Origin of the sequence: Balneicella halophila (genome assembly GCF_003096835.1) — a bacterium.
In the GTDB taxonomy this organism is placed as follows: Bacteria; Bacteroidota; Bacteroidia; order Bacteroidales; family Balneicellaceae; genus Balneicella; species Balneicella halophila.
This window is the reverse complement of sequence record NZ_QENZ01000005.1, coordinates 99,992-125,457: the sequence shown is the minus strand read 5'-3', so window position 1 is coordinate 125,457 and position 25,466 is coordinate 99,992. Positions and strand designations below refer to the sequence as shown.

The window sequence follows — 25,466 nt, the reverse complement described above, 5'->3', positions numbered from 1 at the left end:
TTAAGAGTTTCTACTACTCATAAATTCTAAAACTCTTTACAATCCTAATTGTAGAGAGTTTTTTATTTTCACAAAATCATGAGAGTTTTTAATGACTATTTAAACAGGCAACACTTTAAGCCAAGACTCACAATTTCTAACTATGCTCCTATAATCGTAGTGATTCCTTGTTATGATGAACCTCATATTTTAGATACACTTTCGTCACTTTGGAACAACACATCTTATGATGAATATTTGCTCACTATTGTTGTTATAAATCAAAGTAGCAACAGTCCTGATACAGTGAAAGTTCAAAATAAAAAAACTCTACATGAACTCGTTAACTGGAAAAAGAAGTACGAAACCAGCTTGCGCACTTTGGAAATTATTGTGGTTGAATTTCCAAAAAACACATCAGGTGTAGGTGAAGCAAGAAAATTAGGCATGGACGAAGCAATTAATCAATATGCTCATCATCAAAAAGACGGCATCATTGTAAGTTTAGATGCTGATACTCTTTGTGAAAACAATTATTTGTCGGAAATTTATCGCCATTTTAAAACCTTTACTAAAACAAACACCCTAATCATAAACTACCAGCATCAACTAGAAAATCTGTCTGAAGAGCAACAACTAGCAATCATTCAGTACGAATTGTATTTACGGTATATGACGCTAGCATACAGATATGTAGGTCACCCAAATGCATTTCACACTATTGGTTCTGCTTTTGCAGTAAAAGCAACAGCCTATTGTAAACAAAATGGCATGAACCGACGACAAGCTGGTGAAGATTTTTATTTCATTCAAAAGATGTTACAATTAGGAAGATGTTCTGAGTTAAATTCTACATGTGTTTATCCTTCTTCACGAATATCTAATCGTGTTCCTTTTGGTACTGGTAAAGCAATACAAGAATTAATTAGTAATAATATGGAACTTCAAACCCATAGTTTCAAAGCCTTCGAAGAACTTAAAGTATTTTTTAATAAACACACATCATTTTACAAAATAACAAAAGAAGCCTATGAAGACATTATTTATAATGACTTAGGGGGCTTAATAAAAAGTTGGCTTGTTGCCAATGATTTCTTTAAAGAACTAGAACAGATAAATGCAAATTGTGCATCAAAAGCGATGTTTTCAAAAAAGTTTTTTGAAAGTTTTTCTATTTTTCAAATCATAAAGTATCTGAACTTTACGCACACTCATTTTTTGCAGAAAGTAGGCATTTTTCATGCTATTGCATGTCTGCCAAGCGTAGGGAAAAGGCAATACTCAAATCCCGAAGTATTACTCCACTATCTGCGAGAAGAATTAACAAAAACAACTTTTATAAAAGGGTAGTTTTTTAATCTAAATCATGGTTCCGGCTCACTACATAGTAGTATGACATCGCAATCATAGCACAACCAATCATTATCTTAAAGGCAAGTGCAAAGGAGAAAGGAATACCTACAATATATACCAATACAGAAGCCAATATAAACCAGACTACAACAAAAAGAATAATTGCATTTCTATATAATTTTTTTTTCATTAGTTTCATTTATTAGGTTGTGTTTGTGTTTTTCGTATCAATTTAAAATCTGCTAATGCCATAGCTGTAATTGCTTCTAAAACTACAGGCACTCGCAATGCAATACAAGCATCATGGCGCCCCTTTATTATCAGTGGTTTAATTCTGCCTTCTTCAAAATTCATCGTATTTTGCTCCTTACCGATACTTGAAGTCGGTTTTACCGCGACTTTGAAAGTTAGCGTATTCGCATTCGTGATTCCTCCTGAAACACCTCCTGAATTATTGGTTTCCGTCTCCCCTTTCTCATTTATTATCAAATCATTATGTTCACTTCCCCATAGTTCTGTACAACTAAAACCATTGCCAAATTCAATGCCTTTTATGGCAGGTATTGCAAATGCTAAATGTGAGATCACAGATTCTATACTATCATAAAATGGTTCACCCCAACCTACAGGTATATTCTTTGCCTCGCAGCGCACCAGCCCACCTACCGAGTCTTGTTTAGCCAAAGCTTCCTCTATAATTTCATCAAAATCAGTCCTTCCCTTAATTGATTCAATAAATGCATCTATTTCAACTTCACTCACAATTTTTTTGGCAATCACGCCTGCGACAACTAAAGCTAAAGTGAGTCTGCCTGAAAAGTGTCCGCCACCACGGTAATCGTTAAATCCTGCAAATTTTTGTTTCGCAACAAAGTCTGCATGTCCCGGTCTAGGTTGCTTAATTACTGTAGCATAATCCTTGGATTTTGAATCCCTATTTTCAAACCAGACAGTCAGTGGGGCTCCAGTCGTCTTATCTTCAAAAACACCAGATAGTAACTGAGGCTTGTCACTTTCAATTCTTGGTGTAGTACCTTTAGCACCTGATTTTCTACGTGACAAGTCTGCTTCGAAATCTTTTAATTTCAAAGAGATACCCGCTGGGCAACCCGAAATGGTTACACCAACCCCAGCACCGTGCGATTCGCCAAAAATACTTACTGAAAATATTCGTCCCCAATGATTCATAATCTATAAACGTTCTATCGCTCTGACTAATTCCTCCATAGGTACGCTCATTACTTGAGCTGCTCCTATTTCTTTCAAAAATACAAAATCTATAGCACTTCCATGCTTTTTCTTATCCTTCAAAAGATAAGATGTTAAAATATATTTATCTAAAGAGAAATTTATTGGCAATCGATAAAGTTTCAAAATGTGTTGTACTTCTGCAAAATCCGTTTCTGAAAGAATGCCTTTTTCTACAGACCATTTACTTGCCCAATACATTCCAACTGCAACAGCTTCACCATGTGTGTAGTCGCTATTGTTCTCAATGGCATGTCCTAATGTATGACCAAAATTGAGTTGCTTACGTTCTCCTTTTTCCAGCCAATCATTTGAAACGACAAGTGCTTTTATACCAATAGCCTTCCAAATTACAAATTCTAAAGTCCTATTTTCTAATTCTAAGAGAAGTTTATAATTTTCTTTTAAGTAAACAAACAATTCATGATCCTTGATAAGTGCATGCTTTATTATCTCACCAAAACCGCTCTGCACCTCTCGTTTTGGCAAAGTTTTAAGTAATTCAGCATCACATATAACAAATTCAGGAGTATTGAAAACACCTATCATATTCTTAAATGTATGGAAATTGATTCCATTTTTACCTCCCAAACTCGCATCAACTTGAGCTAATAAAGAACTTGCAATAAATCCAAAGCGTACACCTCTCATAAATACAGAAGCAACAAAACCTGTAATGTCGGTTACAACTCCACCCCCCATTCCCACAAGAAAAGTATTTCGATCTGCCTTTAGTTTAAGTAGTTCTTCTACAATTAAGGCCACAGTGCTCCAGTTTTTGGATTTCTCTCCTGTGGGGATAATAATATTATCGTATTTGTCTATAAAATGCTTATAATGAGTATAAACATTCATATCCGAAATCATAATTATTTGTGCATCTGGCAGATATTTGGTTATATTCTGATAGGATTCACCTACATAAATTTTACTGCCTTCTATCTCAATCTTTCGCATATAATCTTTCTAATAATCACCTTTTTGATAATTTTCATCTACAATATAAGCAGTTTTTGCTTTTCGACACTAAAATTAAAAGAATAAATATGTCGCTATAAATATTCAATATATTGCGTTACGAAAAAAAACATTCATTCTTTTTAGCTATTTTTGCATCATGTTAGAATTACTATTCACAGGACTTTATATCGGTTCTATCCATATATTTACTTCACCAGATCATTTAGCTGCTCTCATTCCTTTGAGTCTAATGGACAGCAAAAAAAGTTGGCGAGTAGGATTACTTTGGGGATTTGGTCATTTAATTGGCTTATTGCTACTTGGAATTCTTCTTTACTACTTCAAATCGCTGATAAACATTGATGCTTTTTCACATTACTCATTATTGTATATAGGGATTCTACTCATTCTTATTGGAATATGGGTAGTCGTAAAAAGCGGACGAATAAAACTAAAACCATCACCCAAAACCCACAAACATCTCTCACGCATTAGTATCGGAACCGGAGTTGTACATGGTTTTGCAGGCTTTTCACACATTTATTCTTTAGCCCCCACTATTTCAATGAATGATACCGACTTCTTTAGTTATTTTGGTGGTTTTGCTTTCGGAAGTATTGCCTCAGTTGTACTATTTACCTATCTGCTTTGCTTTATCCCAACAAGAATCACTAGCAAAGAGCAATTATACCAGAAAATCTGCAAATGGAGTGGAATTGTATCAATTGCATTAGGTGTCCTTATTGTCATCTTTTTTCTCAGCGGAACACATGATGCATTAGGACACCATCATTAATATAATAACTACCAAGCTATTCTACTTCTTCTAATTTTGAAAAGAAATAACTACCCTCAATAAGTGCATTTTCATCACTATCAGACCCGTGAATAGCATTTTCCCCTAAGGAAGTAGCGTACAACTTACGAATACTGCCTTCAGCTGCATCCACAGGATTGGTAGCACCTATGAATGCTCGAAAACTCTTGATAGCATCTTCTTTTTCTAAAATAGCAGCATAAATAGGTCCTGAACTCATAAAATTGGTTAGTTCTTCAAAGAAAGGCTTATCAGAATGGACTGCATAGAAACCTTCAGCTTCTTGTTTAGTCAGCTTTGTATATTTCAATGCAATAACTTTGTAGCCAGCTTTAATAATTTTGTCTAAAATCTCTCCTGTGTAGCCATTTTTTACTGCATCAGGCTTAATCATTGTAAAAGTTCTGTTTGTTCTCATATTATATATAGTATCTTTTGATTATTTCAGCATAAAAATAGGAAAAAATGTGGAATATATAAGGTTTTCTTATCTTTGACTGAAAATAATGACAGCTATGATAAAAAGATTAAAAAAACTGATTGAAGAGTCTACTCGTCTAGCTGTAGTCATGCACCAAAATCCTGATGGAGATGCTATGGGTTCGGCTTTAGCTCTTTATGAGTATGCTAATGATTCGGGAACTTCAGCTACAGTCATTAGCCCTACTCCTATCAACGAGAATCTGTTATGGATGCCACATAGCGAACATATTTTTATTTTTGACGAGACTTTACAATCACACCAAAAACAACTTCAAGAGTTTGATACCGTTGTATTCGTAGACCATAGCAGTGACGGAAGAAATGGCTCTGTGTCAGATTACCTAACAGCGCCTACAGAAAAACGAGTGTTTATTGATCATCATCCTTCGCCTAACTTAGAGGTAGCAATAGCTATATCTGAAGTAGAAAGCGCAGCAACTTGCTGTGTCTTGTATGAAATATTTGTAGCATTAAATGCTCACATATCTAAAACAATGGGCACATGTTTATATACCGGAATCATAACTGATACTGGCAATTTTCGCTATGGGAAAGGTATGGCTCAGTTATTTCGCATCACTTCTGAACTCATCATATTGGGAATTGATAAGGAACAGGTTACTCAGCAAATATATTATAGCAATACAGAAAACCGGTTACGACTTCTAGGATTTGTATTAAATGAAAAAATGAAAAGAGTTGGTAATCATGCAGCTTATATCACACTTACTGAACAAGAAATCTCTTCATTGAATGCTAAATACAACGACACTGAAGATTTTGTAAACTACCCTTTGACAATTAAAGATGTATATATTTCTGCTATTTTTATTGAAAAAGATGATTATATTAAGATATCTCTTCGCTCAAGAGTAGAATTTGATGTAAATTTGCTGGCGCGCAACCATTTTAATGGTGGTGGTCATCAAAATGCTTCCGGAGGACGTTTTTATGGAACACTTCAAGAAGCTACTGATTTATATAGTAAAAACATAATTTAAAACCATGATTCGTAAATATATTTTGTACCTATTTGCTTTTAGTAGTATTGTATTCTTCTCTGCTTCTTGCGATGATAATGAAACATACCAAACACGTATAGAAGATGAGCGAAATGATCGGAAACGATATCTAAATGAGCATGGTATAACTAAGGAACACCTCTTGGACGAAGGAATTTATTACCAAGAACTGTATGTACCTACAGACACTACAGAATCGAAGAAAGTTGAAGCCGGTGATCATGTTGTCGTTTATTATACAGGATACTTTTTGGATGGACTAGTATTCGATTCAAATGTATTGTACGGTAAATTCGAGCCTATGACTGTCCATATACAAGATAACTATAATGCACAAATCATAAGACAAGGAGTTGCTGCAGGAAGTGTAATAAGAGGATGGCCTCCAGCATTACTAGAGATGCACGAAGGCACAAAAGCTCGTATAGTAGTTCCATCGAACATGGGCTATGGATATTATGGCAATGGAAACATTCCTGGATATACCACGCTTGTTTTTGAAATAGAGGTCGAAGAGGTTCGTAAAGGAATCTAACCAATAAAATATATGTTTTCAAAACCAAAGGGAAGATGCGTAGCATCTTCCCTTTGGTTTTATTAATACTGACAGTCGTATTGTTAAATGACCAAACTGCAAATAACAGCCTTAATCAAAAAAAACATGCAACCAGCTTGAATGTATAGTACCTATATTACTTCCCAAAAATCTTTTTGGCAATATAGGTAGCTAATAATAAAAACAAATACTTCTTTACATTTCTCATAATAATGTTTTTTTTAGTTTTTATATCTCAGAATATGTAAAACAAGAATTATTCCAAAATCTATACTACAGAAAAATAATGAATTTCATTTTTGAATCAATAAACTCGCTTTGCGTAGGGTAACTGCACTCCTTCGAATGTTCGGTACATATTCAAAGCATAATCATCGGTCATTCCAGCAACAAAATCCAAAACAGAACGTATTTTATCATAATTGCTCGATTCTTCAGCTACTCGATACTCTGAAGGAATTAAGCGTAATATACTTTTAGCATAAGAATTAGAAGGATTCAATATAGCTTTGACTAATTTATCTAAAAGTGTTTCAATAATTTTATAAGCAGAGACTTCTATCTCCACAACCATAGGGTGTTTATAAATTTGTTCAAAACTAATCTTAGCAATTTCATTATAAGTCTGTGCTGTATTAGTTGGTGTGCTTTTTATTAAAGAAGAATGAAAATTACCAGTCATAATTTTATCTTGATTTTCAATGAAAACCGTCTTGCATTCCTCAACTAATTTTCCGATAACTTTAGAACGTAGATATGCGATTCGCTCACTTTCATCAGTTACCATATTAAAGACTTTACAAATGCTTTGCTGTGCCTTTTCATTACCTTCAAAATATTTACGGAATAAAGTTATTGTCTCAGATGCAGAGAATAATTTTAACCGATAAGCATCCTCAACGTCCATCACTTGATAACAGATATCATCGGCGGCTTCTACTAAATACACCAATGGATGACGCATAAAAGTTCCATCACTTTTTATCAATCCTAACTCATTAGCAATCTTTTCATAAATAGTTTTTTCACTTTGAAAAAAACCATATTTCTTTTTATCTCCCCGTTGAGACGAATCATAAGGATATTTTACAATAGAGGCTAAGGTGCTATAAGTCATCGCATAACCTCCTTTTCTATATCCGTTGAATGAATGTGTAAGTAAGCGTAATGCATTAGCATTGCCCTCAAACCACTTCAAGTCCTCCCACTCTTCTGTTTTTACTTGGGTTTTTAGTATTTCTCGCTCTTGCGAACGAAAATAATTTGAAATAGCATCCTCACCAGAATGACCAAAAGGAGGATTTCCTAAATCATGAGCCAAACATGCTGCAGATACAATACTTCCAATTTCTTGAAGCAAAGGTTCTTCATTTCCTTTGTTTTTTAAGCCTGAAGCCACCATATTCCCCAGAGAGCGTCCTACACTCGCCACTTCAAGACTGTGTGTGAGCCGATTGTGCACAAATATTCCCGAAGGGAGTGGAAATACCTGTGTTTTATGTTGCAAACGACGAAAAGGAGATGAAAATATCAACCGATCATAATCCATTTGGAATTGTGTCCGGGCATCAATCCTATGAGAAATATAATCTTCTTGCCCTAGGCGTTTTGTTGTCAATAATTGCTTCCAATTCATCATCTAAATTTCAAACTAAATATAATAATCTATACGACCGAGGGCAATACCTGCCCAACCCACTTGGTTGATCAAAACCTCTCTGCCTGAAGCATCAGTATGTTTTTCGGCTTGTTCTAAGAACGTATGCGTATGCCCTCCTAATATAATATCTACATTTTGTATCTGCTTCACCAAAGTAACATCAGAAATTCGGCTATTGTCATAAGAATATCCTATATGAGATAAACATATAACCAAATCGCATTTTTCGACTTCTTTCAAATGCTTGGCTACTCTATTAGTCACTATTACCGGGTCATTATAAACCGTCTTACCATAACTTCCCTTATCAACCAAGCCCTTCAGTGCCACACCAAGTCCAAATACACCTATTCGTTTACCTGCTCTTTTAACAATAGTATATTCAGGAATTTTATTTGCCAAAACGGTCTTTGAAAAATCATAATTCGCACTAACTAACGGGAAATTTAGATGCTTCATCTGCTTTAAGATATTATCCATTCCATTATCAAACTCATGATTACCAATAGTTCCTGCATCGTAACCCATCTTGCTCATTAATTTATACTCTAATTCACCACCAAACATATTAAAGTAAGGCGTTCCTTGAAAAACATCACCGCTATCGAGCAATAATACATTAGATTCCTGCTGGCGAATTCTATTAACTAAAGAATGGATACGAGCAAAGCCTCCTCTACCTCCGTACTTCTTATCAGACACCGGAAATGGTTCTATACGACTGTGCATATCATTCGTATGAAGTATGGTCAATTTTACATTATTTTGCTTTGGTTTTGCAGTGGCTAATGTTGGAGCTAAAGCAAGTCCTGCTGTACCTAAAGTGAGTTGCTTTAAAAAAGTTCTTCTACTCATAACTGATTCGTTTATCTAATCTGGAGGTTAGAGGTCGGTTTGCTGCATGTTCTTGTTTCACATATTCCAATAATGCATCTCTGGACTTCAAGTTCATATCTATTTCATCAATTTTCTTACTAAATGAAACCATACCATCCCCGCCGGAAATTAAGTAATCTATAGATATGATGTGATATATTTTTTCATCGTTTAATGGCTCATTGTTAATATAAGCTTCTTTTAGTTTATGGGTCTCTTTATCAGCAATCAATCGAATATTACCAACACCTTCGCCACCACTCCTCGTTATATGGTCAAATAACTTTCTCAAGTCTTTTCCATACATTGCAACGATGTAGAGTTTATTTTCAAAGGGAGATATCTCATAAATATCACTCAAAATTATCTCTCCTTCAGGCAATGGTTTCCGCAGACCACCAATATTTATAATAGAAGCATCAACCGTGTAAGGTAAATGATTCTCTTTACAATATTCCTTGCCTAATTTCCACGTAAAATCAGCCACCATATTACTCAGTAAACTCTCAGGTCGTTCAATGGGCATGTACATCGAGGAATATCCAACTACAACACTCATCTCATCTATTAATTCTTTTCGATAAGTATTGATGGTATTTACGAAATCACTCAAACTATCAACTTGAATTTCTTCTGTAATAGGATAATTCTGATAGTCAATCGTTTTATTATCAACCTGAGTAGTATTGCAGGCAACCGATAATAGGACTACGAATATAAACGGTAAAGACAAAAGCTTTTTTAACATATTATTCAGCATCAAAAATTTTACTGCAAAATAATAAAAATATGAGAACATACACTTTCAATTTACTAACTTTGTGGCATGAATGAAAGAAAAGAATTATTACCATATGCGGGCTTAGTTACAGCTATGCTATTTTGGGCAGTTTCCTACGTCTGGGTTAAAGAGGCTTATGATAGCTTTACTCCTATTACTTTAGTTTTTTTTAGGCTTCTTCTTTCCACCATTTTATTACTGGTCATAGGAAAACTTCTAAAGCGTTTAAACCCCATAAAAAAAGGCACTGTAAAGAACTTAATGCTACTTGCCTTTTTCGAGCCTTTGTTGTATTACATCGGTGAAAGCTATGGCATCTCCATGGTGTCTCCAACAACAGGTTCTATCATTATTGCAACAACACCATTATTTGTAGCCCTATCCTCATTTCTTTTTTTTAAAGAACGTTTGCCATTTTTAAGTTTTATTGGGGCATTGATCTCTTTCTCAGGGGTATTGCTCATGATTATAAGTAATGGAGATAATCTTAAAGGGCAAGCCTTAGGAATACTTTTGATGTTTTTAGCTGTATCTTCTGTGGTAGGTTATACTCTTATTCTCAATAAGATATCTACGCAGTATACTCCATTTTCTTTAATAACTTATCAGAATGCTTTTGGTGCTATATTCTTTGCTCCTATTTTCTTTATAAATGATTATCAGTCTTTTAGTTTTACGGCTGTAACAGCTGAAAGCTGGCAGAAATTGTTTTTGCTTGCCTTCTTTTGCTCCTCCATAGCTTACATCCTTTTTGTTGATGGCATACGCCATATTGGAGTGAGCAAAGCCAATTATTTTATCAATTTAATTCCTGTATTTACGGCTACGTTTGCTATTCATAAAGGTTTAGACACACTGAATGTCTATATGGTGGCAGGAATAGCACTCACCGTAGGTGGATTGTTCTTATCACAGTTTAAAGGCAGTTTCTTCCGTAGAACTTTGAAAAAAGTCCTTAAACGAAAAAAACCATTAACGTCTTAGAGAAAATACAACACAATTACTGCAATAATGTTTGCAACAATTATTATTGAGAATGCTTTCCAGATATATCTTTTTGTCTTTTCTCCTGAGAAAATATGTGCATATACAGCTTTCAACACATTGTTGCTTGCCATCACTTGAAACGTAGCAATTGCAATCATAATATGTTCTACCTGATAATGTCCCTGGAAAAGGTTCAGCAAGAAAGGGGTAATATCAGTAACACCAACAACGATAGACAACAAGGATAATCCACTTTCACCAAAATTCGTAAGAACAAGATTGGTTATTACAGAAAAGAGCACATATAATCCCGCAAATATTATGGAAACTTTAAACTCTAAGGGATTTTCATCTTCCAGTGCAGTATTGATTGTTTCAAGTTTATCATTATTATGATTTGCGCGATAATAGAAAATACCTACAAGCAAACTGATGATAAAAAGCGCTAAGAAATATGGCAAGGTAAGCCGAATAATAGAAGGCATAAATATCATCAGTAAAATATACACCCGCAAATACATCATGGCTATAGTAATCATAATAGCCCCGGTGTACGCTTTGGGGTGTTCGTCATGATTCTTGCTTTTTCGCGCTAGAATAATTGTACTGGCAGTACTACTATACAATCCTCCTAAAAAGGCGGTGAGCAACAAACCTGCTTTAGGGAAAACATACTTTTGCAACAGGTAACTGAGATAAGAAATTGCTGAAACAACTACTACAGCCAACCATATTTTGTATGGAGATACAGGAATGTACGCATGAATGTCTTCTTTTGGCAAAATGGGTAATATTATCCCCGTAATAATCAAGAACTTCGCTAATGTCAGAAATTCATCGTCAGCGATTTCCTTACTCACATTGCGTAGTGGTTTTTTAGCACCTGCCATTATCAGCACTACAACAAATAAAAGTAATGAAAGCCAAATGGATGCAGTAGATAAAAACAGCGGAAAACCATAGGTAATGAATGCCAACAATACAGAGGTCATTCCATAATGTTCTTCTTTTTTAGCTTTAAAAATATAGAAAACCAACATAAACACTGCTAAAACACCCATACCAAAAAGATAAGGGATTTTACTGCTAGGATCTGCTATAAGTAGTAAAAAACCTAAAACGCCAATAAATGTAAATGTACGATCGGTTCCGAAGGTTTGCTTGGTACTTTTAGTTTCATACTGCTGTCTGCGTTCCATGCCTAGGCTTAAGGAAAACAATACTACGAGTATGAAATTCACCAATAAAGGATTTATATTATTCAGGAAATCAATCATAACGTTCAAAGCATTAAAAAGATACGTATCAAAGTTACACATTTTTCAGAAGCGATAATATAAGAGCACAAAAAAAGCCTCACTCGGAGGCCTCTTTCATCATATATTGAATAGTTATTAAGCTATTCCATCTAATTTTTCTGCAAGTTTACCCTTAGGCAATGCACCTACTGTCTTATCAACAACTTCTCCATCTTTAAAGAAAAGAATTGTAGGTATGTTGCGAATGCCATACTTAGCAGTAACCTCAGGGTTTTCATCAACGTTAATCTTGGTTACTACTGCTTTACCGTCATATTCTGATGCTAATTCTTCAACGATAGGTCCAACCATACGACAGGGGCCGCACCACTCAGCCCAAAAATCAACCAAAACAGGTTTGTCTGACTTCAAAACCACCTCTTCAAAATTTGCATCTGTTACATTAATTGCCATAATCTAATTATTTTAAAATTTAATATTGTTCTCTATTTTATAAGCAGTAAATATACTATCAAAAATGATGCAAAACTAATTTATAGTATAGTATACATCTTCAAGCAAGTCGAGTTCTTTAAAAAAACTATTTGACCCATTCACCTGAAAATTAGTAGAATACATCTTAACTTTTAAGCCTTCAACATTCTGAATATGTATTTTCAGCTTTTTATTTCCCTTATACTTCTCCGCTAATGCCACAATCTCTTCTACAGATTTTTCTGTCATATCGTCAGCAAATAGATGTAGTGTCAGTGATTTTAAATACTGATCGCGAACTTCGGATAATAATTGAATTTTTTTGATTTGAAATTGCAAATCACCCTCTTGCTTTCCCCACCTTCGAGGTTCTACAGTCGCTTTTATAAACAATGCACAGTTTTCTACCATATAATTACGATAATCGAAAAAGTTCTTTGAAAATAAAAACAATTGATAGCTTCCACTGGCATCCTCAATGTCTATCACTCCATAAGGGTCATTTTTCTTTTTGGTGTAACCGGTTCTATGAGAAGTTACAAGTCCTACAAGGTTAAGTGTTTTTCCCTGCAATTTTGACAAATCGCCGTTAACCTCAGCCCAAGTCGTGTTTGCAAAATTCTGTATTTCGAATTTATATTCATCTAATGGATGCGCAGAGAGATAAATTCCCACTAACTCTTTTTCTTCCGAAAGTAATCGCATCTTGCTCCATGGTTCACAATAAGGAATTTCAGGTTTCACGACAGTTTCAGCTTGCATCTCTCCAAAAAGCGTCATTCCCATATTGCTTTCTGATTGTATCTTTTGTCCATAACTAATGAGATTTTCCAAAACTGTTTTGCCATCAACATCTTGAAAAAACTGACTTCTTTTAAAACCAAAACTGTCAAACCCTCCCGCTAAGGTTAAATTCTCCAAAGTACGTCTATTGTTGGAACTTAAATTTACTCGTTCAAAAAAATCATAAATAGAACTATATGTTCCTTTTTCACGCTCTCGAATAATATCATTGACAGCATTCGCTCCTACTCCTTTTATGGCTGCCATCCCAAAACGAATCGCCCCGTCTTTGTTTACCATAAATCGTGCATGAGATTCATTCACATCAGGACCTAAAATATCTAAGTCCATATGCTGACATTCGTCCATAAAAATGCTTACTTTTTTGATATCACTAAAATTTCGACTCAATACTGCAGCCATAAATTCCGCAGGATAGTGTGCTTTCAAATATCCCGTTTTATAAGCAACATCGGCATAGCAAACAGAGTGAGACTTGTTAAAAGCATATTTCGCAAAGGCTTCCCAATCCTTCCATATTTTATCGATGAGTTTCTTAGGTTCTTTACCTGCATCTTTTACGAAATCTTCATTAGCAAGACAGCCTGAAATAAACTTCTTCTTGAGTTTATTCATTTCTTCTATCTTCTTCTTACCCATTGCTTTACGCAAAGAATCAGATTGTCCGCGAGTAAATCCACCTAAACTGCGAGAAAGTAGCATCACCTGCTCCTGAAAAACCGTAATCCCATAAGTTGTTTTCAAATACGTTTCCATCAAAGGATGATCATAGGAGATGTCTTCCTTTCCATGTTTGCGGCGAATATATGAAGGTATGTACTCCATAGGTCCCGGGCGATAGAGAGCATTCATTGCGACCAAATCCTCAATGCGGTTCGGTTGCAGACTTCGCAAATGCTTTTTCATACCTGGTGATTCAAATTGGAAGATTCCTGTGGTATCACCACGAGAGAATAATTTAAAGGTTTCTTCGTCGTCTAATGGAATAGTATCAATATCGACATCAATTCCTTTTGATAATTTTATATTTGCAACGGCTTCTTTTAAAATGGATAAGGTTTTTAAGCCTAAAAAGTCCATTTTTAGCATACCTATAGATTCTACAAAACGACCATCATATTGAGTCGCCATCAAGTCCGAATCTTTTGCAGGCATTATGGGTATATAATTCTCTAATTTATCTTTCCCAATGATAACTCCACAGGCATGAATTCCTGTTTGACGTACTGAACCTTCTAACTTAGAGGCTAACTCTAAGGTCTCTACAACTAAAGGGTTTTGACTATTCAGCTCCTGTTTAAATTCTGGAGATTGTTCTTCTGCTTTTTTTAATGTTACACCAACTCCATCTGGAATTAGTTTAGCAAGCCTATTTGCTTCTGCCAAAGGCAATTTTAAGACCCGTGCAACATCACGTATCGCCATCTTTGCTGCCATAGTTCCAAATGTAACAATGTGTGCCACCTTTTCCTTCCCATATTTTTTAGCTACCCAGTCCAGCACCAGTTGACGTCCATCATCATCAAAATCGATATCAATATCAGGCATAGAAATCCGATCAGGATTCAAGAAGCGCTCGAAAAGCAAACTGTATGCGAGTGGGTCAATATTCGTAATCTTAATACAATACGCTACTGCGGAACCCGCGGCTGATCCTCGTCCTGGTCCTACAAGAACGCCCATTTCTCTAGCTGCTTTTATAAAATCCCAAACGATAAGGAAATAATCTGGGAATCCCATATCCTTGATGGTTTGCAGTTCAAAATCTAAGCGCTCGGTGATTTCTTCAGACAAATCCTCGCCCCATCGCTCTTTAGCTCCTTCATAAGTAATATGACGTAAATAATCATTTGCATCTGTAAATCCCTCAGGAATTTCAAAGTCTGGCATTATAGGCTTTTTATTCAGCTCATACTCTTCTACTTTATCAGCAATCTCTAACGTATTTGCCAACACTTCAGGATGATCTCCAAACAAGGCAAACATTTCCTCTTGAGTTTTGATATATTCTTGTCGAGTATAACGCATTCGTGTTTCATCATCTCTGTCCCTGCCTGTATTCAAACATATTAAAACATCGTGAGCATCAGCGTCTTCTGCGTTGAGAAAATGAGCATCATTAGTAGCTATTACTTTAACATCATGCTTCTTACCCAATTCCAAGATAACTTTGTTGCAGAGCAATTGGTTTTCATAGACATTTTCGTCAATCTTGGGGTCTCCATTCTGTTGCAGTTGCAATTCCAAATAATAATCTTCTCCGAAGATGCTTTTATACCATTTTATAGTTTCTTCGGCTGCCGAAATATCATTATTCATGATATGCTGTGGCACTTCCCCTCCTAAACAGGCAGAACTAATGATTATACCTTCATGATACTTCTCCAACAACTCTCTATCGATACGCGGTTTGTAATAAAAACCTTCCGTATAGCCATAGGAACACAACTTCACTAAGTTATTATAACCTTGTTCATTTTTTGCTAATAATATTAAATGATAACCTGAACGATTAAAAGGCGTTTCTTTATCATGGCGACTCCCCCTAGCAACATAGGCTTCCATGCCAACAATTGGTTTTATTCCTTCTTTCTTCGCTGCCTGATGAAAGTGTTTTATGCCAAACATTGTTCCGTGGTCAGTCAGTGCAATAGCTGGCATTCCACAAGCTTTGGCTTTACCTACTAAACCCTCTACACTTGAAGCCCCATCAAGTATGGAGTACTGCGAATGCACGTGTAAATGAACAAAATTTTGCATATTTAAAATTGATTTTTAATTGTAAAAAAGGTTTGTAAAGGTACAATTTTATCAAATCTCTTCAAAAAAGTTTTGTATTGTAAGTAGCTGAAATAAGACCTATAAATTAATGCTGATAATCAGTACAAAAGTTATTAACAAAATTGACTTTATGTTTTTTTGATTAATACTCTTCAACTTACGCCCCTGCTCTTTCTCTTAGCTCTTCTGGCAATTCTTTTTTGGGACGAGCTCCTAACTCGCGAAGTCGTTCTGCCTTTCGCACCAGATTATCTTTCCCGTCATACAGTTTTTTCATGGAATCACTGTACGCTCGTTGCGCTTCATCCATTTTAACACCTACTTTTTCTAAATCATTATAGAAATTGACAAACTTATCATACAATAAAGCTCCTTGTCGTGCGATTTCCTGCACATTCTGTGTTTGGTGTTCTTGCTTCCATATAGAGGAAACCGTACGAAGTGTTGCTAATAATGTAGAAGGACTTACAATCACGATTTTATTATCCCAAGCGATATTAAACAACTCGTTATCTTGTTGTACTGCCAAAGCGAAGGATGATTCTACAGGAATAAACAGCAATACAAAATCTGGCGACTGTAAACCTGAAACCGATGAATAGTGTTTTTCTGACAAGACCTTAATATGCTTCTTTATGGAATTCACGTGTTCTTTAAGATATCGCAGTCGATCTATTTCATTCTCTTCATTTACAGCTTTCTCATAAGCGATTAAAGACACTTTAGAGTCAACAATTAAATGTTTGTTATCAGGCAACTTAATTAGCACATCCAACCGAACTCGCTCTCCTAAATCATTATTGACGACTTTCTCCCGTTGGTATTCTGCACCTTCGCTCAATCCTGAGCGTTCTAATACCCGCTCCAGAACCAATTCGCCCCAATTCCCTTGTTGCTTCACATCTCCTTTTAATGCTTTTGTAAGATTATTAGCTTCTGTGCTTATTTGAGAATTTAATTCATAAAGTTTTTTCAATTCAGCTTTTAAGTCCGTTTGGTCTTTTAGTCCTTTCTCATAGGTATCTTCAACTTTCTTCTCAAAAGTTTGAATTTTTTCTTTCAGGGGATTAAGAATCTCAGAAATATTTTTTTGTTGAGTTTCAGAAAAGTCAATTGTATTTTGCTTAAGTATTTTGCTTGCTAAATTTTCAAACTGCACCCGAAAGCGTTCTTCCATTTCTGCTAAATTATTCTTTTGATTCTCAAGATTCTCTGTGAGTGCTTGCTTTTCGGCTCCTAACCGAGTTGATTCTTGCAATAATTCTTCTATACGATCCTGAAGGTTTGCATGCAAAATCTCTTGATGCTCTAATTCTTTGTAAGCTTTTGCAATCTCAATTTCTTTAGAATCAATTTTCTGCTGAAGCTTACTATTTTCAATTTGCCATTGATTTTCTTTTACAAGAAGTTCATCTTTCAATTTATGTCTTTGTCGCTGAAACCAAAGATACATAATGAGAAAAACAACTAATGCTGTAATCACAATAGCTATGAAAATATTTAATTCCAAAGATGTCAATTGGTATATTTTTTCAATGTAAAACCTTCTCCATTAAACACGCCGTAGGTATATTTAGAGAACCATTCGCCAATATTGATGTAACGACTTCCTGCATCATTCAGTTTTACATCAATATCTAAATGCCTGTGTCCAAACACCATAAAATCATAATGCTCACGCTTCAACTCTTCCTGGCAATATTGGTATAACCACTCTTTATCATTTCCTAAATAAACATCTTCTCCATCACTTTTCTCACGACTTTTTTTAGACCATTGATGTGCTATCCAAAGTCCAATGTCAGGATGAAGCCAACGGAAAAGAAAACGACAGAGTTTATTATCCATAATCACTTTCATGAATTTATAGAACTTATCACCTGGCCCTAATCCGTCGCCATGTCCTATTTGGAATTTTTTATCGGAGAGAGTAATATCAATAGGTTTATGATGTACAGTAACTCCAAGTTCCTCCTCGAAATAACCAAACAACCAAGCATCATGATTACCTGCAAAAAAATGAACAGGAATACCACTGTCAACAATTTCTGCAATCTTGCCTAAAAGTCTAACTCCTCCTTTGGGAACAGCACGCTTGTACTCAAACCAAAAGTCAAAAATATCACCTAGTAGATAAATGGCTGTCGCATCTTTGCGCACCTCCTCAAGCCACCGAACAAAACGTAACTCATTAACCCTATTATTCTTGACAGCCCTCGCTCCTAAGTGCAAATCAGATGCAAAATATATTTTAACAGGAGTTTTTGACATTTCCTTTATAATAACTTTTCTAATTTTTCTGGAAGATAAGCATTGAACAAATCCTTGCCTTCTATAGTTCCTTCAACTTCAAGAATATAATTAGCCGGGAGCTTATTTACATTATAAATTTTAGAAGCCAATCCGTTATCACGCACATTGATCCATGGAGTATTCAAGTCTTCAACGGCTTGTCTCCATACTTGTTCATTTGGATTTTCATCAACAAAATAGATTTCTAAACCACGATTGTGATACTTAGTATATATAGGTAACAAGTGATTTTTTGAAGCTTCATTCAGCACCCCAAACCAAAGTAATACATATTTAGCATTCACATTTTTTAAACTACGTTCTTTACCCTCTGCATTTTTTAAGTTAAGATCAGGAAACGAGTTTTTCGCAACTTCCACCATTTGTGCGATCCGTGCGTTTTGTTTTTGAACAGTTCTACGGTCTAGTTCCTTAATCAATAGAGGCAAATATGGAGAATTGGGATACTCCGTTTTCATCCTTTGAGCTACTGCTCTCACATATTTATCATCATTCAAATCATTGAACACAAAAGTCTCTGCATCTATCTTTTGAAACAATGCCAAATAGGAAACAAGCGAGGGGGCATTATCAAAGACAAAATGGCGTAGATACTCGTAATGCTCACTAAGCTTCGTATCAAAAGATTTTGAAATTTGTTCTCTTTCATCGTCATTCTTCGCTTCAGTATATTGTTTGCGAAGTTTTTTAAGTTCAGCACGAGTAGTTGCAAGCCTCATCTCTGCTTCTTGCAACAACTCACTCTCTTCTGAGCCTGAAACTGCGTAGTTTTTTCCAAACGTTTTTTTATCAGTTTTTATCGAAATTTTTTCTTCAGGCTTTACAACCAAACGAATAATACGACTACTATCTAAAACTAAGTTATAAATTTCTGTGGTATCAAGAGCAGGTACATTAAATCGAAATTTACCGTCTTCATCTAAACTCTTTTCACCTAGAGCTATAGGTGTACCGGCATTGAAATTTTCCAACACCAACTTGCTACTATCCGCATTAGAAACGACTCCCTCAATTATTGTTTTCTTGCCGCAAGAAAAAAGCATGAAACTACTTATGATTAGCAAAAAAAATGTATATTTTCTCATTATTTTATTTTAAGATTTTATGCTGACTAAATTACATTAAATTTCAATATTCCAAAAACTACACTACAATACCCAGAAAGCGAAGAAAGTCTTCACGTGGAATATGCTTAGCTCCTAAGCGTTCTAGATGATCTGTATGCACTTGACAATCAAACAATTTAAATTGTTTACTCTGCACTAAAGTTATGAAACCAGCTTTCGAAGCATTACTGACTTTTGCAAACATACTTTCACCACAAAAAACATCTCTAACAACCACACCATAAAGACCTCCGACGAGTTTATCCTCTTTCCACACTTCAATGCTTTGGGCGATTCCTTTTGCATGGAGTTTTGTATAAGCTTTTTCCATTTCATCAGTTATCCACGTGCCGTCTTGTCCTGGTCTCTGCACCTCTTTACACGAACGAACGACTCCTGAAAAGTCTTCATTTTGAGTAATTACAAACTCTTTGTTTCTCAAGACTTTTTTCATGCTCTTCGAAACTCTCAGATCTTCTGGGAACAAAACAAAACGCTGTTCAGGTGACCACCACATTATGGGATCGCCTTCATTATACCAAGGAAAAACACCGTAGGTATAAGCTAACATGAGACGTTCCGCTGATAAATCACCTCCGTAAGCTAAAATGCCATGCTCATCGGCAAGCATAGGATGTGGAAAAACGAGCTCGTTCGTTAATTGGTACATTTAGAATGGCAAATCGTCCATTTCTTCATTAGGGGGAGCAAGGTCTTTTCCGCCAAATTGTTCATAAGGAGGAGGTGTATCTTGAATTCCCGATGGACTATCTCCTAATTTCTCTAACCTCCATCCTTGAATGGAATTAAAATATTTTATTGTTCCATCAGGTGCTTGCCACTCTCTACCTCTCAAATTGATACTGATTTTCACTTTATCATCAACTGAAAGATCAGAAAGTAAAGCCACTTTATCTTGTACAAATTCTATCAACAAATGTTGAGGGTATTGCTCATCTGTAGTCACTACCACTTCTCTTTTTGTAAAACCACTGCCAAATGTCTGTTGCTCAAGCACCGTTTTTACTTTTCCCGTTACTTCCATAATTTATTTTATCATTTATTTTCTACAAAGATAAGAGAAAAAGAGATTGTTACAGAACGAAAGTTTTCGACAATGCTTTTATTTATAGAGTATAAATCAATATATTTCTGGTAATTTTAATCACGAAAAATAACTTAACAATATATATCACTTATGATGATTCAATTAAAAACAATAGAAGAAGAGATTCTATATGAACTTCCAAAAAGTGATTTATTCCAAAACTATCGCTCTGTTCTTATTGAAGCCATAGCACACGGTATCAATCTCAAAAATCTTAGTGTTGTATCTGAAAATATAAATAATGTCGACTGAACAGGTGCACAAATAAAATCTATTTCTTTTATAGATTGTTCAATGATTAACAACAAATTCAATAATTCTGAAATCAGTCTCTATGTCAACAATTGTGATACGAGACGATTAAAGATTAAAAATACAATAATAGAGTCTATACATGCATCTGATTGCAATTACAAGGAATAATCATTTAGGAATTCTTAAATAAAAACGGCTTTATTTTAGATTGTGATTTCAAAGGCACTCTTTTTTTTAGATTCTAAGATAGAATCGACATCGTTCAATTCTACCAATCTGAACAATATAATCTTTTACAAATGCATACTTAACCTTTGTCTTGTTCATAAAAACACAGGAAACGAATGGTACAAAGGACTAACTTTTAATGCTTGTGAGTTTATAATAAATAATATAAATTGGCAAGATATTAGGGATATCTCTCTTATTTATTTATGGGATTTCATTGATTTAAGCATCCTCCGTAAACTTACAGACCAACGATTTACAGTATTTCAAACTTCAGAAACAAAACTTTTGTATGGTATTGATGCTAAAACTATTTGGTGGCAACCTCTTAATAAAGAGCCATTAACAAAATACAAACCACATAGATTTAGTGTCGAAGAGTTTCTAAACGAAGTTTACAATGACTTCCCAACTACAGATGTTTATCCTTATATGGAAGATTATGAAGTAGAGTTTGAATTGGCTGCCTTTTGTGAATATATTCAGGTGATGCACAAAAACGTATGTGATATAGAATCTAGAAAATATTCTTGGTAATATTATTTTTAGTAATTTTATCACAAACTATTGCCTTCCACTTTTTCAATATATCTTTGCAGTAAAATATAATTATAAAAACATGATGAAACATCTCACTTACCTTACAATTCTTTATTTCTTTTCTATTTTAGGAGCATGCTCATCAAGTAATTCAAACAACACAGAAGAACCGACACCAGCACCTCCTCAAGAAGTTTTATTAAACTTAGATAAGTGTATTGTTAGTACATCTGATGAGAAATTAGAAATTGTTACGTGGAATATCGAGAACTTTCCAAAGGGAACTTCAACTGCTAAGGAAGTTGCCAAAGTAATAAAAGCCATGGATGTTGATGTTTTGGCTTTACAAGAAGTTACTAGTAAAAGTACATTTGAACAATTCATTGCACTATTACCAGGTTATGAGGGCGTCATTATGGCACGTACCGGCTTAGATCTCGCTTTTATTTATAAAACGTCTGAAATAAGTATCAATGGTAATCCTTATGGCATTTATCCTGAAGACGAGTATCACTCCCCCTTCCCAAGAAGACCATTTGTGCTACCTATACATTCTAAAAGTACAGGTTTAGACGTGATTATTGTAAACAATCATCTAAAAGCTAAGAGTGGTGCAAAAAATGAAGCTCGTCGAAGAAAAGCATCAAAATTATTAAAACAATGGATTGACTCAGAACATCCTGATGACAACGTTGTGATTTTAGGTGATTTAAATGATGAAATAACAGAACTCCCTGCAAAAAATGTATTTCAAGTATTCCTAAATGATTCAGTGAACTATGCTTTCGCTGATGCTACAATCGCTGAAAGCAGTGAGACTTCACAATGGTCTTATCCAAGTTGGCCAAGTCACATTGACCATATTATCATTACCAACGAACTGTTTGATAATAAAGCAGATACCTACACTTATCCATTTATGAGTTGTGATAAGAATTATGACCAGATTATTTCTGACCACCAACCAGTGTGTATTGTTTTAAAATAATTTACGAGATAGGTCCTGAACCTAACAAAACATCACCGTCATACCAAGCAGCAAATTGCCCCGCTACAATAGCACGTTGCGGTTTTTCAAAATCTATGTATAAGCCGTCTTGCTCTTGACGCAACTTTGCCTTTTGCAATGGCTGACGGTAGCGAATACGGACATCATACATACGCTCCTCTCCAACTTTTAAGGCTAAATCTGGTCGTATCCAATGTATTTCTTCGTTGCTAATAAATAATCCTTGACGTAATAATAATGGATGTTCATGACCTTGCCCAACGTATACGATATTTTTATCTACATCAGTACCTAAAACAAAAAGCGGTTGAGGCTTACCCCCAACATTTATTCCCTTACGTTGTCCTACTGTGAAAAAATGTGCACCGTTATGCTCTCCTACTTTTTCTCCATCTGATGATTGAAAATCGTAAGGACTATATTTGTCTTTAGCTTTTATTTTAGTATCTGCTAGTATTTCAATAGTGTCGCCCTTTTTAGCTTCCAGTTTTTGTTGCAAAAACACAGGTAAATCAACTTTCCCAACAAAACATATACCCTGAGAATCCTTTTTCTCAGCTGATGCTAAACCATATTCTTTAGCTAAACGCCTGACTTTAGGTTTATCTATATCACCAATAGGAAACATTGCTTTTGCTAACTGATTTTGTGAGAGCTGACAAAGAAAATAACTCTGATCTTTGTTTTTATCAATACCAGCTAATAAATTATAATAGGTTTTACCATCAACAATCTCTTCACTCTTACGGCAATAATGACCCGTTGCTACATAATCCGCACCAAGCTTTAATGCTTCTTTCATGAAAACATCAAACTTAATCTCACGATTACACAATACATCAGGATTAGGTGTTCGACCTTGTTCATATTCCGAAAACATATAATCAACAACACGTTCACGATAGTAATCGCTCAAATCAACTACTTTTAAAGGTATATCAATCTTTTTGGCAACCATCTTTGCGAAGAGTAAATCATTATCATAATCACACTCTTCAGATTTTAAGCCCGTAGTATCTTTCCAATTAATCATAAAAAGCCCCACAACATCATGTCCTTGTTGCTTTAGCAATAATGCTACAACGCTAGAATCAACACCTCCTGATAAACCGACTACAATTCGCATATACTTTTAATTTTGGTGCAAAGTTAAAACAAATTACGGCAACCACATGACTTCTTTGAAGCCGTAGGTTCGTAACTGATTTTCACTATCTTCGAGAAGTAGCTGTCCATATTGATCTACACCAATCACTTTAGCTTGAAACTGTCCATCTTTGTCCTCAAAAGAAGACTGAACTCCCAATCTAAAAAGATGATTGTGATACTCCGTATTGATGAAAGTATTCTTTCCAACTTCTGCTTTTTGATAGTAATATTCAAATCTCATCAAAAGTTGTTGAAAGATGACGTCCAAATCGAAAGTTTTTCCAGCTTCCAAAGCCAAAGAAGTTGCAACATAACCTACGGAAAAAGAACTATTGTTGACATTTAAACCAACTCCGCAGATACTATAAGCAAGTCCATTACCCATAACGGTATTCTCTATTAAAATCCCACAGCACTTTTTCCCGTTTATGTAAATATCATTTGGCCATTTAATGCTTACACCCTCTACATATTTTGATAGAGTATCATATAATGCTAAGCATACACATTGCGATAAAATAAATTGTCTTTCAGCTTTTATGTTCTTTGGAAACAAAACGATGGAAAAGGTAAGGCTTTTATCTTTTTCGCTAAACCATTGATTTTGAGCTTGTCCTCTACCGCTTAATTGATTTTTGGCAACTACCACCGTTGGCTCAGAAATCTCTTCTTTATTTATTAACTCTAAAGCATAGCTATTCGTAGATGCTAGAGCTTCTTTCTTTATCAATTCAAACATTTTGCAAAGTAAAGCAATATGCACTACATATCAATAGCCCAAACGACAACAACTTCTTTGCTGATAGTAATTTCTTGAGGAGAAAGGTCTAAAGAATTCAATCTCCTTCTGTGGTTTGAATAGCCTGTTACTACAACCTCATCTAACATATCTCCAAAATACGATGCACTTTTAACAACTCCATATTTAATCTTAATAATATCTCCAAGGACAATTCCCGAGGATTTAGCCAAAACTACCGCTTTATTTTTAGCATCTTTAACTGCATTTTCTATAGCTTCTTTTCTGAGCTTTTCTTTTTGTTCCTCTGAAAGTTTAAACTTCACATTATAAGACGTCTCATTTTCACTAATGATTTCAATGATTTGTTGTAATAGTTGTTTTTCATAGGTGTCTTCAATGTTGAAAAAAGCTTCTCCAGAATAACCTATCAATTTGTTTTCTTCTTTTTCTTCAATGTACCTGTAGTTTTCACTAATTGAGAATCCTGAAATTTTCAATTGCTTATTATCTACACCAATTGCTTTAAAAGCTTCTTGTAATCTACTCAGTTTGTCGACTAATAGAGAATAACACTCTTCATAGCTTACATGTTTAACAGATACAGGTATATTTATAATGACGTTTTCAGGCGATGTTTTAACAGAGGATGTGCCAAGAACTTGTATATTTGGTGTTTCTTCTTGTGCAAAAACGCTTGCTACTGCTGTCACAAAAGCTATTAACAATAAAATGATTTTTCTCATTTCTTGAATTTTTTAAATTATTTTAGGTTAAAAGTACGATTTTTCTCTCAAAAATTCTCATCAAAACAGCACTTTCATTCTTATTTTTTATTAAAATTCAAATAATTTATTATTTCTATAATTGTAGAGCCTCACATAATTACTAAAAATCATTAAATTTATAGTTCAAAAGCAGACAAATAGGTCTTAAAATATAGAAACAAAGCTATAAAAAGCGTATATTTGCATTTTAT

The 25,466-nt window shown here is 34.8% G+C and carries 26 protein-coding genes; 8 read left to right on the top strand and 18 right to left on the bottom strand.

Annotation, left to right across the window (positions count from 1 at the left end; all coding sequences use genetic code 11):
• The first annotated feature begins 78 nt into the window (after positions 1-78).
• Positions 79-1,329 (top strand): glycosyltransferase, encoded by a 1,251-nt coding sequence (locus C7377_RS07635; protein WP_116496762.1) that lies wholly within the window; start codon positions 79-81, stop codon positions 1,327-1,329.
• A gap of 4 nt (positions 1,330-1,333) precedes the next feature.
• On the opposite strand, the gene C7377_RS07630 is transcribed toward C7377_RS07635, so the two are convergent.
• The 3 genes from C7377_RS07630 to aroB are packed head-to-tail and all read right to left on the bottom strand — an operon-like array spanning position 1,334 to position 3,537.
• Positions 1,334-1,522, bottom strand: a complete 189-nt coding sequence (locus C7377_RS07630) for a hypothetical protein (protein ID WP_133241473.1) — start codon at positions 1,520-1,522, stop codon at positions 1,334-1,336.
• 5 nt (positions 1,523-1,527) lie between these two features.
• Positions 1,528-2,520 carry a chorismate synthase gene (locus C7377_RS07625; RefSeq protein ID WP_116496760.1) on the bottom strand — a complete coding sequence of 331 codons (993 nt, stop codon included), beginning with the start codon at positions 2,518-2,520 and terminating at the stop codon, positions 1,528-1,530.
• 3 nt (positions 2,521-2,523) lie between these two features.
• Positions 2,524-3,537 (bottom strand): 3-dehydroquinate synthase, encoded by a 1,014-nt coding sequence (gene aroB, locus C7377_RS07620; protein ID WP_116496759.1) that lies wholly within the window; start codon positions 3,535-3,537, stop codon positions 2,524-2,526.
• Positions 3,538-3,697: 160 nt separating this feature from the next.
• Here aroB and C7377_RS07615 point away from each other — a divergent pair, with 160 nt between their 5' ends.
• Positions 3,698-4,336 (top strand): hypothetical protein, encoded by a 639-nt coding sequence (locus C7377_RS07615; RefSeq protein WP_116496758.1) that lies wholly within the window; start codon positions 3,698-3,700, stop codon positions 4,334-4,336.
• Between the two features lie 16 nt (positions 4,337-4,352).
• Here the strand turns inward: C7377_RS07615 and C7377_RS07610 are convergent, their stop codons facing one another.
• Positions 4,353-4,775 carry a nucleoside-diphosphate kinase gene (locus tag C7377_RS07610; RefSeq protein ID WP_116496757.1) on the bottom strand — a complete coding sequence of 141 codons (423 nt, stop codon included), beginning with the start codon at positions 4,773-4,775 and terminating at the stop codon, positions 4,353-4,355.
• A gap of 97 nt (positions 4,776-4,872) precedes the next feature.
• Here C7377_RS07610 and C7377_RS07605 point away from each other — a divergent pair, with 97 nt between their 5' ends.
• Both C7377_RS07605 and C7377_RS07600 read left to right on the top strand, forming a co-directional pair.
• Complete coding sequence (locus tag C7377_RS07605; protein WP_165806874.1) at positions 4,873-5,841, top strand: DHH family phosphoesterase; 969 nt, start codon at positions 4,873-4,875, stop codon at positions 5,839-5,841.
• A 4-nt stretch (positions 5,842-5,845) separates the two neighbouring features.
• On the top strand, positions 5,846-6,397 hold the full coding sequence (locus tag C7377_RS07600) for an FKBP-type peptidyl-prolyl cis-trans isomerase (RefSeq protein WP_116496755.1): 552 nt from the start codon (positions 5,846-5,848) through the stop codon (positions 6,395-6,397).
• Positions 6,398-6,722: 325 nt separating this feature from the next.
• On the opposite strand, the gene C7377_RS07595 is transcribed toward C7377_RS07600, so the two are convergent.
• The 3 genes from C7377_RS07595 to C7377_RS07585 are packed head-to-tail and all read right to left on the bottom strand — an operon-like array spanning position 6,723 to position 9,702.
• Positions 6,723-8,054 (bottom strand): deoxyguanosinetriphosphate triphosphohydrolase, encoded by a 1,332-nt coding sequence (locus C7377_RS07595; protein ID WP_207778468.1) that lies wholly within the window; start codon positions 8,052-8,054, stop codon positions 6,723-6,725.
• A gap of 15 nt (positions 8,055-8,069) precedes the next feature.
• Positions 8,070-8,933 (bottom strand): bifunctional metallophosphatase/5'-nucleotidase, encoded by an 864-nt coding sequence (locus C7377_RS07590; RefSeq protein WP_116496970.1) that lies wholly within the window; start codon positions 8,931-8,933, stop codon positions 8,070-8,072.
• Complete coding sequence (locus C7377_RS07585; RefSeq protein WP_165806873.1) at positions 8,926-9,702, bottom strand: 5'-nucleotidase C-terminal domain-containing protein; 777 nt, start codon at positions 9,700-9,702, stop codon at positions 8,926-8,928. The genes C7377_RS07590 and C7377_RS07585 overlap by 8 nt, the downstream gene beginning before the upstream one ends.
• Before the next feature lie 78 nt (positions 9,703-9,780).
• Between C7377_RS07585 and C7377_RS07580 the strand changes: the two genes are divergently transcribed.
• Positions 9,781-10,719 carry a DMT family transporter gene (locus tag C7377_RS07580; protein WP_116496752.1) on the top strand — a complete coding sequence of 313 codons (939 nt, stop codon included), beginning with the start codon at positions 9,781-9,783 and terminating at the stop codon, positions 10,717-10,719.
• On the opposite strand, the gene C7377_RS07575 is transcribed toward C7377_RS07580, so the two are convergent.
• The 8 genes from C7377_RS07575 to C7377_RS07540 all read right to left on the bottom strand — a co-directional run bounded on the left by C7377_RS07575 (position 10,716) and on the right by C7377_RS07540 (position 20,504).
• Positions 10,716-11,999 carry an MgtC/SapB family protein gene (locus C7377_RS07575; protein WP_116496969.1) on the bottom strand — a complete coding sequence of 428 codons (1,284 nt, stop codon included), beginning with the start codon at positions 11,997-11,999 and terminating at the stop codon, positions 10,716-10,718. The genes C7377_RS07580 and C7377_RS07575 overlap by 4 nt on opposite strands.
• A 117-nt stretch (positions 12,000-12,116) precedes the next feature.
• The gene (gene trxA, locus C7377_RS07570) at positions 12,117-12,434 is read right to left on the bottom strand and encodes a thioredoxin (protein WP_116496751.1); all 318 of its coding nucleotides are present in this window, start codon (positions 12,432-12,434) and stop codon (positions 12,117-12,119) included.
• A 75-nt stretch (positions 12,435-12,509) separates the two neighbouring features.
• Entirely contained in the window at positions 12,510-16,019 is a 3,510-nt protein-coding gene (dnaE, locus tag C7377_RS07565) for a DNA polymerase III subunit alpha (protein ID WP_116496750.1), read from the bottom strand.
• 178 nt (positions 16,020-16,197) lie between these two features.
• The gene (rmuC, locus tag C7377_RS07560; RefSeq protein ID WP_243408308.1) at positions 16,198-17,550 is read right to left on the bottom strand and encodes a DNA recombination protein RmuC; all 1,353 of its coding nucleotides are present in this window, start codon (positions 17,548-17,550) and stop codon (positions 16,198-16,200) included.
• A 5-nt stretch (positions 17,551-17,555) separates the two neighbouring features.
• The gene (locus tag C7377_RS07555; RefSeq protein WP_116496749.1) at positions 17,556-18,311 is read right to left on the bottom strand and encodes a UDP-2,3-diacylglucosamine diphosphatase; all 756 of its coding nucleotides are present in this window, start codon (positions 18,309-18,311) and stop codon (positions 17,556-17,558) included.
• A 5-nt stretch (positions 18,312-18,316) separates the two neighbouring features.
• Positions 18,317-19,438: a DUF4369 domain-containing protein gene (locus tag C7377_RS07550; protein WP_116496748.1), complete on the bottom strand. Its 1,122-nt coding sequence runs from the start codon at positions 19,436-19,438 to the stop codon at positions 18,317-18,319.
• 58 nt (positions 19,439-19,496) lie between these two features.
• Entirely contained in the window at positions 19,497-20,129 is a 633-nt protein-coding gene (aat, locus tag C7377_RS07545) for a leucyl/phenylalanyl-tRNA--protein transferase (protein WP_116496747.1), read from the bottom strand.
• Positions 20,130-20,504 (bottom strand): DUF3127 domain-containing protein, encoded by a 375-nt coding sequence (locus C7377_RS07540; RefSeq protein ID WP_116496746.1) that lies wholly within the window; start codon positions 20,502-20,504, stop codon positions 20,130-20,132. It lies immediately after the preceding gene.
• Between the two features lie 153 nt (positions 20,505-20,657).
• Between C7377_RS07540 and C7377_RS09390 the strand changes: the two genes are divergently transcribed.
• The 3 genes from C7377_RS09390 (at position 20,658) to C7377_RS07530 (ending at position 22,578) form a co-directional block, all read left to right on the top strand.
• Positions 20,658-20,819: a hypothetical protein gene (locus C7377_RS09390; RefSeq protein ID WP_165806872.1), complete on the top strand. Its 162-nt coding sequence runs from the start codon at positions 20,658-20,660 to the stop codon at positions 20,817-20,819.
• A gap of 213 nt (positions 20,820-21,032) precedes the next feature.
• Positions 21,033-21,587, top strand: coding sequence for a hypothetical protein (locus C7377_RS07535; RefSeq protein WP_116496745.1), 555 nt, complete (start codon positions 21,033-21,035; stop codon positions 21,585-21,587).
• A gap of 82 nt (positions 21,588-21,669) precedes the next feature.
• The gene (locus C7377_RS07530; protein WP_116496744.1) at positions 21,670-22,578 is read left to right on the top strand and encodes an endonuclease/exonuclease/phosphatase family protein; all 909 of its coding nucleotides are present in this window, start codon (positions 21,670-21,672) and stop codon (positions 22,576-22,578) included.
• A gap of 1 nt (position 22,579) precedes the next feature.
• Here C7377_RS07530 and mnmA read toward each other — a convergent pair whose 3' ends face one another.
• The 3 genes from mnmA to C7377_RS07515 are packed head-to-tail and all read right to left on the bottom strand — an operon-like array spanning position 22,580 to position 25,233.
• Complete coding sequence (gene mnmA, locus C7377_RS07525) at positions 22,580-23,725, bottom strand: tRNA 2-thiouridine(34) synthase MnmA (protein ID WP_116496743.1); 1,146 nt, start codon at positions 23,723-23,725, stop codon at positions 22,580-22,582.
• Between the two features lie 33 nt (positions 23,726-23,758).
• Complete coding sequence (locus C7377_RS07520) at positions 23,759-24,487, bottom strand: biotin--[acetyl-CoA-carboxylase] ligase (RefSeq protein ID WP_116496742.1); 729 nt, start codon at positions 24,485-24,487, stop codon at positions 23,759-23,761.
• A gap of 23 nt (positions 24,488-24,510) precedes the next feature.
• A complete protein-coding gene (locus C7377_RS07515) occupies positions 24,511-25,233 on the bottom strand; it encodes an SIMPL domain-containing protein (protein ID WP_116496741.1) in 723 nt (240 codons plus the stop codon).
• Between the last annotated feature and the right edge of the window lie 233 nt (positions 25,234-25,466).

What these genes read in the sequence shown, in the direction of transcription:
- C7377_RS07590 (WP_116496970.1), bottom strand. Translation starts at nt 8,933, where the DNA reads ATGAGTAGAAGAACTTTTTTAAAGCAACTCACTTTAGGTACAGCAGGA.
- trxA (WP_116496751.1), bottom strand. Translation starts at nt 12,434, where the DNA reads ATGGCAATTAATGTAACAGATGCAAATTTTGAAGAGGTGGTTTTGAAG.
- C7377_RS07520 (WP_116496742.1), bottom strand. Translation starts at nt 24,487, where the DNA reads ATGTTTGAATTGATAAAGAAAGAAGCTCTAGCATCTACGAATAGCTAT.
- dnaE (WP_116496750.1), bottom strand. Translation starts at nt 16,019, where the DNA reads ATGCAAAATTTTGTTCATTTACACGTGCATTCGCAGTACTCCATACTT.
- C7377_RS07575 (WP_116496969.1), bottom strand. Translation starts at nt 11,999, where the DNA reads ATGATTGATTTCCTGAATAATATAAATCCTTTATTGGTGAATTTCATA.
- C7377_RS07550 (WP_116496748.1), bottom strand. Translation starts at nt 19,438, where the DNA reads ATGAGAAAATATACATTTTTTTTGCTAATCATAAGTAGTTTCATGCTT.
- C7377_RS07515 (WP_116496741.1), bottom strand. Translation starts at nt 25,233, where the DNA reads ATGAGAAAAATCATTTTATTGTTAATAGCTTTTGTGACAGCAGTAGCA.
- aat (WP_116496747.1), bottom strand. Translation starts at nt 20,129, where the DNA reads ATGTACCAATTAACGAACGAGCTCGTTTTTCCACATCCTATGCTTGCC.
- C7377_RS07605 (WP_165806874.1), top strand. Translation starts at nt 4,873, where the DNA reads ATGATAAAAAGATTAAAAAAACTGATTGAAGAGTCTACTCGTCTAGCT.
- mnmA (WP_116496743.1), bottom strand. Translation starts at nt 23,725, where the DNA reads ATGCGAATTGTAGTCGGTTTATCAGGAGGTGTTGATTCTAGCGTTGTA.
- C7377_RS07615 (WP_116496758.1), top strand. Translation starts at nt 3,698, where the DNA reads ATGTTAGAATTACTATTCACAGGACTTTATATCGGTTCTATCCATATA.
- aroB (WP_116496759.1), bottom strand. Translation starts at nt 3,537, where the DNA reads ATGCGAAAGATTGAGATAGAAGGCAGTAAAATTTATGTAGGTGAATCC.
- C7377_RS07610 (WP_116496757.1), bottom strand. Translation starts at nt 4,775, where the DNA reads ATGAGAACAAACAGAACTTTTACAATGATTAAGCCTGATGCAGTAAAA.
- C7377_RS07580 (WP_116496752.1), top strand. Translation starts at nt 9,781, where the DNA reads ATGAATGAAAGAAAAGAATTATTACCATATGCGGGCTTAGTTACAGCT.
- C7377_RS07555 (WP_116496749.1), bottom strand. Translation starts at nt 18,311, where the DNA reads ATGTCAAAAACTCCTGTTAAAATATATTTTGCATCTGATTTGCACTTA.
- C7377_RS07540 (WP_116496746.1), bottom strand. Translation starts at nt 20,504, where the DNA reads ATGGAAGTAACGGGAAAAGTAAAAACGGTGCTTGAGCAACAGACATTT.
- C7377_RS07585 (WP_165806873.1), bottom strand. Translation starts at nt 9,702, where the DNA reads ATGTTAAAAAAGCTTTTGTCTTTACCGTTTATATTCGTAGTCCTATTA.
- C7377_RS07625 (WP_116496760.1), bottom strand. Translation starts at nt 2,520, where the DNA reads ATGAATCATTGGGGACGAATATTTTCAGTAAGTATTTTTGGCGAATCG.
- C7377_RS07595 (WP_207778468.1), bottom strand. Translation starts at nt 8,054, where the DNA reads ATGAATTGGAAGCAATTATTGACAACAAAACGCCTAGGGCAAGAAGAT.
- C7377_RS07630 (WP_133241473.1), bottom strand. Translation starts at nt 1,522, where the DNA reads ATGAAAAAAAAATTATATAGAAATGCAATTATTCTTTTTGTTGTAGTC.
- C7377_RS07635 (WP_116496762.1), top strand. Translation starts at nt 79, where the DNA reads ATGAGAGTTTTTAATGACTATTTAAACAGGCAACACTTTAAGCCAAGA.
- C7377_RS07530 (WP_116496744.1), top strand. Translation starts at nt 21,670, where the DNA reads ATGATGAAACATCTCACTTACCTTACAATTCTTTATTTCTTTTCTATT.
- C7377_RS09390 (WP_165806872.1), top strand. Translation starts at nt 20,658, where the DNA reads ATGATGATTCAATTAAAAACAATAGAAGAAGAGATTCTATATGAACTT.
- C7377_RS07600 (WP_116496755.1), top strand. Translation starts at nt 5,846, where the DNA reads ATGATTCGTAAATATATTTTGTACCTATTTGCTTTTAGTAGTATTGTA.